The sequence below is a fragment of the Euryhalocaulis sp. genome, from assembly GCF_013911995.1.
GTDB lineage: Bacteria > Pseudomonadota > Alphaproteobacteria > Caulobacterales > Maricaulaceae > Euryhalocaulis > Euryhalocaulis caribicus.
On sequence record NZ_JACESD010000065.1, the window covers coordinates 1 to 13,441 of the forward strand.

The following is a 13,441-nucleotide window of genomic DNA, read 5'->3' on the forward strand; positions in this document are numbered from 1 at the left end:
AAGTCTTCTGCCTGATGTTGCAGGAAATCGGCGATGACGCGGTTCTGGGCACTTCGGCGGTGAAGTCGCAGATCGGCGTTTCCCAGCCTTACGTGAATTTCCGGGTGACCACGGCGGCGCAATTTTCTGATGTCGTGGACCGGCGCTTTGACATGAAGCTGCTGATGCTGGTGACCGAATGCGCCGGCGCGACAGAGGTCGGCACGCTGTTCCTGCGGCAGGAAGCGCGCGGCGGCGGCATGGGGGCGCTGATCTCGCTCTCCCGCTACATGCTGATTGCCGCGGCGCGCGAACGCTTCGGCGCCCGCATCGTGTCGGAGCTGCGCGGCTGCATCGACGAGAAGGGACGCTCGCCCTTCTGGGACGGGCTGGGGCGGCATTTCTTCCGGATGGATTTTCACGAGGCGGACAAATTGTCGGCCTCGCTGGGCAACCAGTTCCTTTGGGACCTGCTGCCCAAGCACCCGATCCATATCGACCTGCTGCCCGATGCGGCGATCGAGGTGATCGGCAAGACGCACGTGGATGGTGGCGGCGCGCGGCGGCTGCTGGAAAGCCAGGGATTCGAGTTTGGCGGCCTGGTCGACGTGTTTGACGGCGGGCCGCTGCTCTCGGTGAAGCGCGACCGGCTGAAATGCCTGCGCGAGAGCCGCGTGATGACCGTGGCGGCGGGCGATCCGGGCGAGGGCGCGAAGCGGGCGATGATTTCCAATGACCGGATCGCCGATTTCCGCTGCGCGCTGGGCCGCGTCAGCATTGATGGCGATTCCGCGTCCGTCCCGGCGGACGTGGCGGACGCCTTGAACATAGAAAGCGGAGACAAAGCGCGAGTATGGGTGACGGAATGAGCCAGTCAAAAGGTCAGTTTATCGGCGGCGCATGGACGGCGGGAAGCGGTGAGACGTTCGAATCCCGCGACCCGGCGCGCGGCCAGACGCTATGGTCCGGCGCGGCGGCGAGCCCTGACGATGTCACGGCGGCGTTCAAGGCCGCGCGCGCCGCGTTCGCCGGCTGGTCGCGCACCCCGTTTGAAAAACGCGCCGACGCCGCGCGGGCCTATAAGGGCGTGCTGGAGCAGCGCAAGGATGAGCTGGGCGCGCTGATCGCGAAGGAGACGGGCAAGCCGCTCTGGGAGGCGCTGGGCGAGGCCGGGGCCATGATCGGCAAGATCGATATTTCCATCGCCGCCTATGAGGAGCGCACCGGCGCCAAGGAAAGCGAGACCGCGTTCGGCCATGCCCGGATGCGGCACAAGGCGAACGGGGTGATGGCCGCGTTCGGGCCGTATAACTTCCCGGGCCATTTGCCCAACGGCCATATCGTGCCGGCCGTGCTGGCCGGGGACACGGTGGTGTTCAAACCCTCTGAGCTGACCCCGGCGGTGGGCGAATTCATGGTCGCCTGCTGGGAAGAGTCGGGCCTGCCGGAGGGGGTGGTGAATCTGGTGCAGGGCGCGCGGGAGACCGGCGCGGCGATGCTGGACAGCGACGAGTTGAACGGCGTGCTGTTCACCGGCTCGGCGGAGACCGGGACCTTTTTCCACAAAAAGTTCGGCGGCCGGCCGGATATCATTCTGGCGCTGGAGATGGGCGGCAATAATCCGCTGGTCGTCTGGGACGCCAAGGATGCGCGGGCCGCGGCCTCGATCATCGTTCAGTCCGCCTTTATTACCGCCGGGCAGCGCTGCTCCTGCGCGCGCCGCCTGATCGTGCCGGAAGGCGGTGAGGGCGATGCCATTGTCGAAGCCGTGGCGGAGCTGATCGGCAAGATCACGCTGGGCGAATGGGACGCCGACCCGGAACCCTTCATGGGATCGCTGATATCCGAACAGGCGGCCGGGGCGGTGATCGCGGCCCAGGACAAGCTGGTCTCCAGTGGCGCCAAGGCGGTTGTCGAGGCGCGGCGCCCCGAGGGACTGTCCAAAGCCTTCGTGACGCCGGGCCTGGTCGAGCTGGGCGATACGGAGCCGGAAGACAAGGAAGTCTTCGGACCGCTGCTGAGCGTCTATCGCGCAAAGGATTTCGTCAGCGCCATCGAGCGGGCGAACGATACGAAATTCGGTCTGTCCGCCGGGCTGGTCAGCGACAGCGCCGATCTGTGGGCGGAGTTCGAGGAAGGCATCCGCGCCGGGATCGTCAACTGGAACCGCCCGACAACCGGCGCGGCCAGCAACATGCCGTTCGGCGGGCCGGGCTTTTCCGGCAATCACCGGCCGAGCGCCTATTACGCGGCTGATTACTGCGCCTATCCGGTGGCGCGGCAGGAGTCGGACAAGGTCGAATTCCTTCCGGCCAAGGGCCTGAACGCGTGAGCGCAGTCGAAGCCAATTATGACGGCCTGATCGGCCCCACGCATAATTACGGGGGCTTGAGCGTGGGCAATGTCGCCAGCGCCGCCAATCGCGGCGCGGTCAGCCATCCGCGCGAGGCGGCGCTGCAGGGGCTGGAGAAAATGAAGCTGCTGCAATCGGCCGGGCGCATTCAGGGCGTCCTGCCGCCGCATGAGCGGCCCGCCATATGGCGGCTGCGGCAGCTTGGCTTTACCGGCAGCGACGAGCAGGTTCTGGAGAAGGCGTGGAAAGAAGCGCCGGCGCTGGTGCGCCGCGCCTCCTCGGCCAGCGCCATGTGGACGGCCAATGCGGCGACGGTTTCGCCCTCCGCCGATACGTCTGACGGCCGCCTCCACATGAGCGTGGCAAATCTCGTCTCCATGCCGCACCGGGCGCTGGAGGCCGAGCAGACGGCGCGGTCTCTGCGGGCCGCCTTTCCGGGCGATGAGCATTTCGCCATCCACGACGCGCTGCCGATGCAGGGCGATTTCGCGGACGAAGGCGCGGCCAATCATGTGCGGCTATGCGCCGAGCAGGGCGCGCCGGGCGTGGAGATTTTCGTTTATGGGCGGTCGGCCTTTGACGAAGCGCCGCGCGCCAAATTCCCGGCGCGTCAGACGCTGGAAGCCTGTCAGGCGCTTGCCCGGCGCGCAGGTCTGGATCCGGCGCGCACGGTCTATATCCGCCAGTCGCACGAGGCGATTGACGCCGGGGCGTTCCATAATGACGTGGTCTGCGTCGGCATGGAGCGGTGTCTGTTTTTCCACGAAAAGGCCTTCGACGACAAAGAGAAGGCCATGGCCGATATCCGCCGCGCGGCGGAGGGCCTGTTCGAACCGGAATTCATCGAGGCGCCGGAAGCCGAAATTCCCATTGGCGACGCGATCTCGTCGTATCTGTTCAATTCTCAATTGCTGCGCTGGCCCAATGAATCGCGCCTGTTCCTGCTGACCCCGGCGGAAACCGAAGAGACGCCGGCCACGTACAAATATGTCGATCAGCTGCTGAAGCGGAATACCGCGATCGGGCGCTGGACGGTGGTGGATGTGCGCCAGTCCATGCGCAATGGCGGCGGACCGGCCTGCCTGCGTCTGCGCGTGGTTCTGAACGAGGATGAGCAGGCCGCGGCGAACCCGTCCATGATTCTGGATCATGCGCGTTATGACGTCCTGCGGCGCTGGATCGAAAAACATTACCGCGAAGACCTGGCCGATAACGAACTGGGCGATCCGGCCCTTCTGAATGAGAGCCGGACCGCCCTGGACGAACTGACCGGGATTTTAGGACTGGGCGCGGATTTCTATCCGTTCCAGCGCGGTTGATCCTCTAGTCCCGGACACAGAGCACGTCGCGGATATCGCGGCGCGCGACGTCCCGCGTGTACCAGGCGGCTTCGCGATAGCCGATGCTCTGGCAGAACTCGTCCGAGAAATCCTCGCAGGCCTGACGCGAACCGCGCAGGCACTGGTCGGCGGCGTAGCCGGAAGAGGGCGGGTTCGGGAAGAAGCCGGCCTTGTAGCCCTCCAGACGCTCACGCGAGCCATAGGGATTGTCATACGGGTCGCGGTCGTAACTGGCGCGCGGCGGGCCGTCATAGATCAGCTCCACCGAGGATATGCGCTCTGACAGGCCCAGCGCGTCCAGATCGGGCACGTCGCGGGTGACAACCGCGCAGCGGCCCCGGAAGTCTTCATCCTCGCAGACGCGCCACTCGCCGCCCTGAACCCGCAGGGAGCGCGCCTCATTGTCATAACGGTAGCGATCCAGCTCCCGCGCGCTGCCGTCCAGCTCCGCCCGGGCGCCTTCAAAACGCTCGAACTGATAGAGCGTGAGGGACGCATCCTGACGGTAATCGGGATCATTGCCCGGATAGGTCGGATAATTGGGGTATTCCTGCGGATTGCCGGGATAGATGGGCGAGCGGTCATCGCCGTACCGGTCATCGTCATAGCGATCATCGTCATACCGGTCGTCGTAAGGATCGTTGTAACCGTCATCCTCGCGATAATTGAGGCCGACCGGGCGGAGCGAGGAAAGCTGGTTATTGAGGTCCAGCGTTTCCATGTCCCAGACATCGCTTTCCACGACCTTGCAGACGCCGGTATAGCCGGTTCCGCTGCACACTTCCCAGCGCCCGCTGACAATGCGCAGGGACGTGGTCTTGTCGTTGAAATTATTGCGGGTCAGGTCCGGAATTTCGCCGCGGGCGTCAACGCCGGAGCCTTGAAAATTGGGAAAGTCGTAGAGATAGGCCTGGGCGGGACCGCCTTCCAGCGACTGGGCGAAAGCGGGCGCGGCGCCCAGGGCAAGCACGGCCGAAAGGCCAGCCAGACGAATAGTCATCGAAACCTCCAACGGTTCAGGCATCAATCCAGTTTCCCCGCGAGGGGAGAAATGCCTGACCGTTAAAACAGTTTCAAAGTGAATCGGCGCTGAAGCGCGCGTTATGCCTAGTTTTCGAGACTATAGGTGATGGTCGAGACCACGCGGACCGTCTTGAAGATTTGCGCTTGTTCGGACGAACCCGGCACATCGTCGCGCGGCAGGATCACGAACACGCCCTGATTGGCGTCGCGGATCCCGCCCAGCTCGGCCGCGGCGTCCTCGGCAAACTGGTTGGCCGCTTCGCGGGCGGAAGCCGTGGCTTCGGCCAGCATGTCCGGCTTGATCTCGTTCAGGCGCGTGAAGACATAGGTCGGCCCCGTGGCGTTCCAGTCCTGTTGCAGGACAATGCCCTGCGCCACCAGCTCGCCCAGACGGCGGCTGACGCCCTCCACCTGATCGACTTTTTCGGAGCGGACAAGAACAGACTGGCTGACGCCGTACCGCTCTTCCGGCCGGTTGCCGCCATAGCCCGCGCCGAAGTCCTGGATTTGAAGGGACTGGCGCTGGATTTCTTCTTCGGTGAAGCCGGAATCGCGGAGGAATTGCTGAACGGTTTGCAGATCGGTTTCAATGCGCGCCTGAATCTGGGCCAGATCGTTGCCGGTGACCTGAAACTTGATCGGCCACAGGGCGAGATCCGCTTTCACATCGCGCTCGGCAAGGCCTTTGACCTGAACGTGGCTGTCCGCCTTGCGGCCCTCGATGATGCCTTCACCGACCAGCCAGCCCGCGCCGACCAGCCCCAGCGCCACCAGGAGCGCGGAGAAGAAACCTGCTGCGACGCCAACGCTTCTGTCCATATAAGCCATGCCTCGTGTTCAATCCCGCCTGATTGCCAAAAGCTGTAAGGATAACGGCGTTCTAGCGCCCGCCGCCCGCGGACGCCAGTCAATTCCCGCGCCGCGCCTTATGAAACTAGACGGTGTTCATGACCGATTTGCGGCTGGATCAGCCGTCTTTCCGTTTCCAACTGCGGGCTTCCTCGATGGCGGCGCGGAATTTCATGGGGGCGGCGATCGTGGGAAGGTCGATACAGCCTTCGCCTGTTCCGGTGATGCGCAGCCAGCCAAAGCCGAACAGTTTTCCGAAGAAGCCCTGGAACAGGCTGACTTCTTCCACCGCGTGCACCGGCAATTCCTCTGTCCGGCGGGTCAGCCAGCCGGTCTTCAGGACGATGCGGTGATTGGTGGCGGCGATTTCGGTGGTCGCGAAGCGGATTTCGCGGCGCAGGAAGATGATGATCCCGACGATCACAATTCCCAGAACAATCAGCGCCAGCCACGAGGCAAGGTGCTGGAAGAAATGGAAGCGCGCCTTCAGGACGACCACTTCGTCAGAGGAAAGCGTCTGCTCGACATAGCCCATAGGGATTCTCCGTCCGAGCGCGCCCCTCGCGCCGCGAGTATATTATCGTTAAAGGTTTGTGCCTGAACGGGGTAAAGCGCAATATTGTTTCCCCCGCAGGAAACCTTGGCCTGTTCGTGCGTTTAGCGGGTCATACGTTTCAAAAACCGTCCAAGGGGAAAATGATGAAAATCGCGAAATCTGCGACACGCCTGGCCGCCGTGGCCGCCGCCTCCACCGCGCTGGCGGGGCTGAGCGCCTGTTCCACCAATCCCTATACGGGCCAGAGCCAGTTTATCCTGGTCGATCAGGCGCAGCTGGCGCAGGCCGCCGCCGCGTCCTGGCAGGATATCAAGGCGGAAGAGCGGATTTCCAATGACGCGGCCCTTAACCGCCGCGCCCGCACGGTCGCCGGCCGGGTCATCCAGGCCGCCGGGCTGCAGGAGCAGAACTGGGAAATCGTGGTTTTCGATTCCGATGAACGCAACGCCTTCGCCCTGCCGGGCGGCCGCATCGGCGTCTATCGCGGCATGATGGAGTTCGCCTCCAGCGATGCGGAGCTGGCGACCGTGATCAGCCATGAGGTCGCTCACGTGGTCGCGCGTCACGCGGCGGAACGCTACAGCCAGCAGGTTGGCACGGCGGTCGGCGCGCAGGTGGTCGGCGGCGCGCTGGGCGGCGCGGAGAACGCGGACCAGTACGCCAAGGTCTTTGGCGTCGGCGCGCAGCTGGGCCTGTTGCTGCCCTATTCGCGGGCGCATGAGCGTCAGGCGGACCTTCTGGGCGTCGATTACATGACGCAGGCGGGCTATGATCCGTACGCCGCAGTCCGCCTGTGGGAGAAGATGGCGCAGTCCGGCGGTTCGGCCGGTCCGGGTTTCCTTTCCACGCACCCTGATCCGGGGGCGCGGGCGCGCGACATCGAAGCCTATATCCAGCAGAAGAATTATAGCTGAAGCAGCGCTTGTCTGGCGCGCGATTTCCGGTATAGGGTCCGCGCCCTTCGAGGCCGCGGTAGCTCAGTTGGTTAGAGCGCTAGATTGTGGATCTAGAGGTCCCTGGTTCGATTCCAGGCCGCGGTACCATCTCTAAATCGCCCAGAAATGGTTCGATTTTTGCTGCCTTGGCGCTGCACAAGGCCGTAACTGGACTGAAAACGCATTCTGGGACAGTGTCCGGCACTGCTCAAAAAAAGAGCCTCGGGGGATTCTCGTGAAGGATGTTCTGGTTGTCGTGCCCGTTCGTAACGGCGAAGAGGACGAATTGTTTGGCGAAACCGTCAATCAGTTTGTCGAACAGAATCAGGATAACGCCGAGGACGCGCCCTTCATGATGGTGAAGAGCGAGTATCGCTCAGGCGAGCTGTTCAAGACCGTCATTTTCGAAGATTCCCGCCCGGCCAGCCAGTTTCAGTCCCTGTGGCGCCGGCAGCGCCGCAAGCTGGCGGCCAGCGGCCACTAGACCTATAAGAACGGACTTCTCGCGCCGCTTGCCGGCGCGGCGGTTCCAGCGGCGTTCTCAATTATGAAATCTGTCACAGACGCGCCCCGCGTCGCCATTACGGGCGGCGGCATTATCGGCCTGTCCTGCGCCTTTGCGCTGGCGCAGGCCGGCGCGCGCGTAAGCCTGTTTGAACGCGGGGAGTTTGGCGGCGCGGCCAGCGGCGCGGCCGCCGGCATGCTGGCCCCCAACGCCGAAGCGGTGCAGGACGGCGCGGAAGCGGCGGTCGCCGAATTCTGCCGCCACAGCCTGACCCTGTGGCCGGACTTCGCCGCCCGGATTGAAAAACTGAGCGGCGAATCGCTGCCGCTGAGCTGGAGCGGGTCGCTGATCGTCACCGACACGGCGGAAGAAGCGGCGGACATGGCCGAAGCCGCCAGGGCCGGCGGCGGAAAGGCCGAGGCGCTGGACCGCGAGGGGCTGCTGGCCAGGCAGGCCGGGCTGGGCGAAGAAGCCGGTCACGGCGTCTGGCTGCCGGAAGAGGGGCATGTTGATCCGCGCGCCGCGGTCTCGGCCCTTGTGGCCGCCCTGCGGGCCATGGATGTGGAGATTGTCGAGAATGCCTCCGTGCGCGGCGTCGAAACGCGGCGCGGCGCGCTGCGGGCGTTGCGCGTGGAGCATGACGGCGCGACGCGCAGCGTCGCCTGTGACGCCGCGGTGATCGCCAGCGGGATCGAGCCGGCGCTGGCCGGGTCGTGTCCCGCGCTGCGTCTCCTCTACCCCGTAAAGGGCCAGATGCTGGCGCTGGACGGGGCGGGCGTGGCGCTGAGCCGCGTGGTGCGTGGGGGCGCTTATCTGATCCCGCGCGCGGACGGTGAAATCTGGGTGGGCGCCAGCTCCGAACACGGGGCGGCGGACATGAAGCTTCAGGATTCGGTGATCCGCCGTCTGCGGCGGGCGGCGGAGCGCCTGATGCCGGCGCTGGCGGACGCCGCCGAGCTGCGCCGCTGGGCGGGGCTGCGCCCCGGCACGCGGGACAGCCTGCCGCTGATCGGCGCGGACGGGCCGGAAGGGGTTTTTCTGGCCGCCGGGCATTACCGCAACGGCGTGCTGGCCGCCCCGGCCACGGCCGAAGCCATCACGGCGATGATCCTCGAAGGCGAGACCCCGGAACTGGCGGCGCCTTTCGCGCCGGCGCGGACCTCAGCGTTAACGCGGGTTTAATTGCATCTGCGCGAGTTTAGCGGCTCGAATGATTTGAGTCGCAGAGCGAGCCGTTCAAGTGACCGTAAACGCGCCCGGCGCGAGCCAGGATCTGACCCAGCTGATTTCACGCGCGGCGCAGAAGACCGGCGCGGATTTCGACTATCTGCTGAACACGGCCGCGCGCGAAAGCGGCTTCGACCCGCGCGCCAAGGCCCCGACCTCCAGCGCATCCGGCCTGTTCCAGTTCATCGACCAGACCTGGCTGGGGATGGTGAAGCAGCATGGCGCCAAGCACGGCATGGCCGCCGAGGCGGCGAAGATCGAGGTCAGCGCCAATGGCCGCTACCGCGTGACGGATCCGGCGGCGCGCGACGATATTCTGGACATGCGTTTCGACCCGGCGAAGGCGGCGGTCATGGCCGGCGAATACGCCGGGGACGCGGCCAATGCGTTGCGCAACAAGCTGGGCCGCGAACCGGATGCGGGCGAGCTGTACATGGCGCATTTCCTCGGCTCCAAGGGGGCGGGGGACCTGATACTGGCCGCCGAGTCCAATCCGGACAGCCGCGCCGACTCCCTGTTCCCGGCCGCCGCGCGCGCCAATCGCCGGCTATTTACGGAAAATGGCCGCCCGGCGAGCGTTGCCGAGCTTCGCAATACCCTGATGCATATTGGCGGCGCCGAAGGCGCGCCGCGCGCGCCGTCCGCGCCGCCGCCGGATGCGGCGTTCCGAAGCGCTGACGTCCGGCGCGAAGCGGACTGGACCGCGCCGCCTTCGCGCAATCTGACGCGCCTTGCCTCCGTGCCGTCCGCGGGGCCGGGTCGGGTGCTCAGCCCCGGAACGATCGAGGCGCTGGCCGAGCTTGACGCCCCGCAACGCGCCAAGCGCAAGGCCTGACCGAAGGAGCCGCCCGGACCATGACCGTCGAAGCGATGCGCGCGCAGTTGCAGGAAGATGATATTCGCCGGCTGATCAAGGCGCCCACCGAAGAGGAGCGGGCGCTTTCGGCTTACAAGATCTGCCGCCGCATCGCCGCCGACGGCCTGTCCGGAGACGAACGGCAGGCCGCCAACCAGATTCTCCAGCTGATGGCGCAGGACGCCGCCGAACTGGTGCGCCGGGCGCTGGCGGTGACGCTGAAATCCTCGCCGCACCTGCCGCGCGAAATCGCGCTGAAGCTGGCGAAGGACATCGACACGATCGCCGTGCCGATCCTGGCCTTTTCTCCGTCCTTCACGGACGAGGACTTGCTGCGCGTCCTCGACGCGACCAGCGAGATCAAACATATCGCCATCGCCCAGCGGGACGAGGTCTCCGCCGCGGTCAGCGCCAAGATCGTGCAGACCTGCAGCGAGCGGCCGGTGGCGACGCTGGCGCGCAATGACGGGGCGAATATCGCCTCAGACAGCTTCCGCCTGATGCTCAAGCGTTTCTCCGGGTCCGAAAAGGTCGCCGACGCGCTGATCGACCGCAGCGCGCTGCCCATCGAGGTGACCGAGAAGATGGTCTCCATGATCAGCGACGAGGCGCTGCGCCGTCTGTCGCAACGCCATGCGCTGCCGCCGCAGCTGGCGGTGGAGCTGGCCGAGGGCGCGCGGGAGCGCGCGACCATCGACCTGATCGATCAGGCCGACTGTACGCAGGACATGCAGCGTTTCGTGCAGCAACTAAATCTGAATGGCCGCCTGACGCCTTCATTGATTGTGCGGGCGGCGGCCTGCGGATCCATATCGTTCGTTGAGTGGGCGCTGGCCGAGCTGGCCGGGGTGCCGCACCCCAAGGCGTGGCTGCTGGTGCATGACGCCGGGGCGCTGGGCCTCAGGGCCCTGTTCGAACGCACCGGCATTCCGGGGCGGCACCTGACCGTGCTGCGTCTTGCCATAGACCTGTATCATGAGACGGACATGGCGGCGGCCAGGGACCGGAAGGCTTTCCGCCAGACCATGATCCAGCGCGTGCTGACGCGCCATCAGGGCTTTGCCGAAGACGATCTGGAATATCTCATGGGGCGCCTGGACGCGCCGCTTCACGACGAAGACGCCGGTCAGGCGGAAGCGGCCGCGGCGGCCTGATCAGGCCGCTTCGATTTCCGCTTCGCCGGCTTCGTTGTCCGCCTGGTCCATGCGGGTGCGGCGGGCTTCCCGGATCAGATTTTCATACTGCAGGGATTCTTCCGAAACCGGCGCGGCCTTGCGTTTCGGCGCGGCGTCGGGTTTCGGGGCGCGCGCCAGAATATCACGCAGCGGCGCCGCCGGGGCGAGGGCGTGACCCTGAGCCTGTTCAAAGCCCATTTCGCCCAGCGCCTTCAGCACCATTTCATTTTCCGCGCCCACCGCGACTGCGGGCAGGCCGCCGCTTTGCGCGGCGCGCAGACGCGCCCCCACAAGGCCGCCGCCCGTGCGCAGCTGGACCGCGCCCATGCGCAGCAGCGTCGGCCCGGAAAGCTTGAATTCGGTGAACGGGCCGCCGGCGATCAGGCCGTCGGGCATGACGGCCGCGCCGCGGGCTTCCACGGCGAGTCCGAAATTGGCGCGGCGGAGGTTTTCCGCGCCGCGCAAGGCGACCTTGCCGCCCTTGTGAAAATCGTTTTCCGGGACCTCGAACGTCACCTTGTCGGGGACCATGCCCACCGCGTCCAGCTCGGCCTCGGCCAGCAGTGCGAAGCTGGGCTCTGACAGGTCGCTGGCCGCGATATTGAGGTTCAGCCGCCAGTAATGCCCCTCGCTGTTCCAGCGCGCCTGGGCCTTGCCGCCCAGCGCCACGACGCAACGCGTGAATTCGGGCATCAGGCCGTGATGACGCACCGCGCCCAGGAACAGCCCCGGCGGCAGCAGGCCCAGAACCGGATGACGCCAGCGCGCCATGCCCTCACAGGCCGCGATCGTGCGGCTCTGCAGGTCGTATTGCGGTTGAAACCAGAGCTCGAATTGCCGGTCTTCGAGCGCGTGCTCGATATCCGAAGCGGTGAATGCCTGATCCTGCTCTGACATGGTCTTGCGCCGTCCTTGCTGAAGGTTCTCGTCCCTGACGAAAACCATAATCGGGCGGCGTTAATTCGGCGCTCAGCCGATTGCTAAAATTGCGCGGGGTTTGTTAGGCCGCGTCGGAAGGGAAAATCGCCTCGACGCGGGATTCCAGCTCCGCGACCAGCGCCGCGCCAACCGGATGGTCCACGTCCTTCACGCCGTCGCGCACGGCGGCCTTGATGGCGTCCACATGCGCCTCGACCAAAGGCAGGGGCACGATATTGCGCAGTTCGCGCGTTTCGATCAGGCGCGAGAGAGAGGCCCCCATGCGCGTCACGATCGGGAAATCATAGGTCGTGCCCAGGCCCTTCAGATCGTGCGCGCGGGCATATAGCGCCTCGCCGGCCTCCCCCGTCAGGCCTTCAGTGCGGGCAGCCTGCCGGCACGCCTCCAGAGACGTAATCTCCTGCTGCAGCCATTCGGAAAACTGGCCGCTCATGGAATTCAGGGCCGCTTCAGCCCGCTCGATGGCTTTGCTGTCGAATCCCACGCGTCCTCCTACTTTCACACGCAACATGTTCGGCGGCGTGATGACTTCCAAAGGCTTCTGCTTGCCCATGCTGTTCCGCTCCCCGGAATGACAGGGGCGAAGCATAGGGATGGCGGTTTAACACCGCGTGAAGGCGGGGATCAGTTGAGGAATTGTTCGCTGAGTATGCGCTCGGCCAGCGTATAGCCGGGATCGAACAGCATGGTCAGATTCAGTTCCGGCGCTTCGCGCACCTCCACCGACTCGACGTCGCGGAATTCTTTGTTGTCGGCCACGGCCGAGACGGGACGGTGGCTGGCCTCCATCACCTCGAACCGTACCGAGGCCCCGTGGGGCAGCAGCGCGCCGCGCCAGCGCCGGGGGCGGAAGGCGCTGATCGGGGTGAGGGCCAGCACGTTGGAGTCGATGGGGATAATCGGACCGTGGGCGGACAGATTATAGGCGGTGGAGCCGGCGGGGGTGGCCACCATCACGCCGTCCGCCACCAGTTCGGGAAGGCGCTCCCGGTCGTCGATTGAGATGCGGATCTTCGCGGTCTGCCGCGTCTCCCGGAACATCGAGACTTCATTGATCGCCAGCGCCTCGAACTTCTCTCCATTGACGCGCTTGCCGGACATGGAGAGGGGGTGGATGCAGGCCGGCTCGGCGGCCTCCAGACGCTCGATCAGGCCGTCTTCGCGATATTCGTTCATCAGGAAGCCGACCGAGCCGAAATTCATGCCGAAGACAGGCCGGTCCTCGCCCATATGGGCGTGCAGCATTTCCAGCATGAAGCCGTCGCCGCCCATCGCCACGATCACGTCGGCGTCCGACGCCTTGCAGCCGTCATAGCGTTCGCGCAGACGCTCGCACGCCTCCTGGGCGCCGGGCTTCTCGCCGGCTTCAAAAGCGATCTTTTTGTATTTTCGTTCGCTCAACGCTGTCTCCTGCTCGAAAAGGAGAGCCACTCAAGCGTTCGCGCCCATCTGGCGCAAGGCCGCGGATGCGGCTTCCGGCGAAAGGTCGCGGAAAACCTCGGCGCATTCATTCAGGACGCCGCCTTCCAGAGCGTCGCTCAGGCGGCGGCGCTCAAGGAAGCTGGCGTGGATGGACGGAAAGACGGAGCGGTCGATTCCCGCGGCCCGGCAGGCCAGCGCAAGGCCCTTCGCTTGCCGGCGCTCTATGGCGGATTGCACCACGACCGATGACGCGCCGGCCAGCCGCGCGGCTGGTCGAAAAAC

15 protein-coding genes and 1 tRNA gene are annotated in these 13,441 nt (G+C 65.5%); 9 read left to right on the plus strand and 7 right to left on the minus strand.

Annotation, left to right across the window (positions count from 1 at the left end):
• The 3 genes from H2040_RS13265 to astB form a co-directional block, all read left to right on the plus strand.
• Positions 1-848, plus strand: an 848-nt coding sequence (locus H2040_RS13265) for an arginine N-succinyltransferase (RefSeq protein WP_287158001.1), incomplete at its 5' end; no start/stop codon positions are given.
• Positions 845-2,311: a succinylglutamate-semialdehyde dehydrogenase gene (gene astD / locus H2040_RS13270; protein WP_287158002.1), complete on the plus strand. Its 1,467-nt coding sequence runs from the start codon at positions 845-847 to the stop codon at positions 2,309-2,311. The genes H2040_RS13265 and astD, both read left to right, overlap by 4 nt.
• Positions 2,308-3,651 carry an N-succinylarginine dihydrolase gene (astB, locus tag H2040_RS13275; RefSeq protein ID WP_287158003.1) on the plus strand — a complete coding sequence of 448 codons (1,344 nt, stop codon included), beginning with the start codon at positions 2,308-2,310 and terminating at the stop codon, positions 3,649-3,651. Before astD ends, astB begins: the two co-directional genes overlap by 4 nt.
• A gap of 4 nt (positions 3,652-3,655) precedes the next feature.
• Here astB and H2040_RS13280 read toward each other — a convergent pair whose 3' ends face one another.
• From H2040_RS13280 to H2040_RS13290, 3 genes are all read right to left on the minus strand, one after another.
• Positions 3,656-4,672 carry a beta/gamma crystallin-related protein gene (locus H2040_RS13280; protein ID WP_287158005.1) on the minus strand — a complete coding sequence of 339 codons (1,017 nt, stop codon included), beginning with the start codon at positions 4,670-4,672 and terminating at the stop codon, positions 3,656-3,658.
• Positions 4,673-4,779: 107 nt separating this feature from the next.
• A complete protein-coding gene (locus H2040_RS13285; RefSeq protein ID WP_287158007.1) occupies positions 4,780-5,514 on the minus strand; it encodes an SIMPL domain-containing protein in 735 nt (244 codons plus the stop codon).
• 148 nt (positions 5,515-5,662) lie between these two features.
• Positions 5,663-6,079 (minus strand): PH domain-containing protein, encoded by a 417-nt coding sequence (locus tag H2040_RS13290; protein ID WP_287158008.1) that lies wholly within the window; start codon positions 6,077-6,079, stop codon positions 5,663-5,665.
• A gap of 164 nt (positions 6,080-6,243) precedes the next feature.
• Here H2040_RS13290 and H2040_RS13295 point away from each other — a divergent pair, with 164 nt between their 5' ends.
• From H2040_RS13295 to spbR, 6 genes are all read left to right on the plus strand, one after another.
• Entirely contained in the window at positions 6,244-7,014 is a 771-nt protein-coding gene (locus H2040_RS13295) for a M48 family metallopeptidase (protein ID WP_033310902.1), read from the plus strand.
• A gap of 52 nt (positions 7,015-7,066) precedes the next feature.
• Positions 7,067-7,143: transfer RNA gene (locus H2040_RS13300), tRNA-His, on the plus strand.
• A gap of 127 nt (positions 7,144-7,270) precedes the next feature.
• Complete coding sequence (locus H2040_RS13305) at positions 7,271-7,519, plus strand: hypothetical protein (protein WP_022697838.1); 249 nt, start codon at positions 7,271-7,273, stop codon at positions 7,517-7,519.
• A 63-nt stretch (positions 7,520-7,582) separates the two neighbouring features.
• Positions 7,583-8,722: a glycine oxidase ThiO gene (thiO, locus tag H2040_RS13310; RefSeq protein WP_287158012.1), complete on the plus strand. Its 1,140-nt coding sequence runs from the start codon at positions 7,583-7,585 to the stop codon at positions 8,720-8,722.
• Between the two features lie 58 nt (positions 8,723-8,780).
• Positions 8,781-9,602 carry a transglycosylase SLT domain-containing protein gene (locus tag H2040_RS13315; RefSeq protein ID WP_287158014.1) on the plus strand — a complete coding sequence of 274 codons (822 nt, stop codon included), beginning with the start codon at positions 8,781-8,783 and terminating at the stop codon, positions 9,600-9,602.
• A 20-nt stretch (positions 9,603-9,622) separates the two neighbouring features.
• Entirely contained in the window at positions 9,623-10,777 is a 1,155-nt protein-coding gene (spbR, locus tag H2040_RS13320; protein ID WP_022697841.1) for a SpbR family protein, read from the plus strand.
• Here the strand turns inward: spbR and H2040_RS13325 are convergent, their stop codons facing one another.
• From H2040_RS13325 to H2040_RS13340, 4 genes are all read right to left on the minus strand, one after another.
• Entirely contained in the window at positions 10,778-11,695 is a 918-nt protein-coding gene (locus H2040_RS13325) for an EAL domain-containing protein (protein WP_022697842.1), read from the minus strand.
• Positions 11,696-11,798: 103 nt separating this feature from the next.
• Positions 11,799-12,221, minus strand: coding sequence for an Hpt domain-containing protein (locus tag H2040_RS13330; RefSeq protein WP_287158018.1), 423 nt, complete (start codon positions 12,219-12,221; stop codon positions 11,799-11,801).
• A 140-nt stretch (positions 12,222-12,361) separates the two neighbouring features.
• A complete protein-coding gene (locus H2040_RS13335) occupies positions 12,362-13,138 on the minus strand; it encodes an NAD kinase (RefSeq protein ID WP_022697844.1) in 777 nt (258 codons plus the stop codon).
• A 30-nt stretch (positions 13,139-13,168) separates the two neighbouring features.
• A partial coding sequence (locus tag H2040_RS13340) for a DUF2336 domain-containing protein (protein ID WP_287158020.1) occupies positions 13,169-13,441 on the minus strand: 273 nt, incomplete at its 5' end.

Bases quoted from the DNA above. Each gene is read 5' to 3' on its own strand.
- H2040_RS13325 (WP_022697842.1), bottom strand. From the start codon at position 11,695: ATGTCAGAGCAGGATCAGGCATTCACCGCTTCGGATATCGAGCACGCG.
- spbR (WP_022697841.1), top strand. From the start codon at position 9,623: ATGACCGTCGAAGCGATGCGCGCGCAGTTGCAGGAAGATGATATTCGC.
- H2040_RS13290 (WP_287158008.1), bottom strand. From the start codon at position 6,079: ATGGGCTATGTCGAGCAGACGCTTTCCTCTGACGAAGTGGTCGTCCTG.
- thiO (WP_287158012.1), top strand. From the start codon at position 7,583: ATGAAATCTGTCACAGACGCGCCCCGCGTCGCCATTACGGGCGGCGGC.
- astD (WP_287158002.1), top strand. From the start codon at position 845: ATGAGCCAGTCAAAAGGTCAGTTTATCGGCGGCGCATGGACGGCGGGA.
- H2040_RS13280 (WP_287158005.1), bottom strand. From the start codon at position 4,672: ATGACTATTCGTCTGGCTGGCCTTTCGGCCGTGCTTGCCCTGGGCGCC.
- H2040_RS13285 (WP_287158007.1), bottom strand. From the start codon at position 5,514: ATGGACAGAAGCGTTGGCGTCGCAGCAGGTTTCTTCTCCGCGCTCCTG.
- H2040_RS13295 (WP_033310902.1), top strand. From the start codon at position 6,244: ATGAAAATCGCGAAATCTGCGACACGCCTGGCCGCCGTGGCCGCCGCC.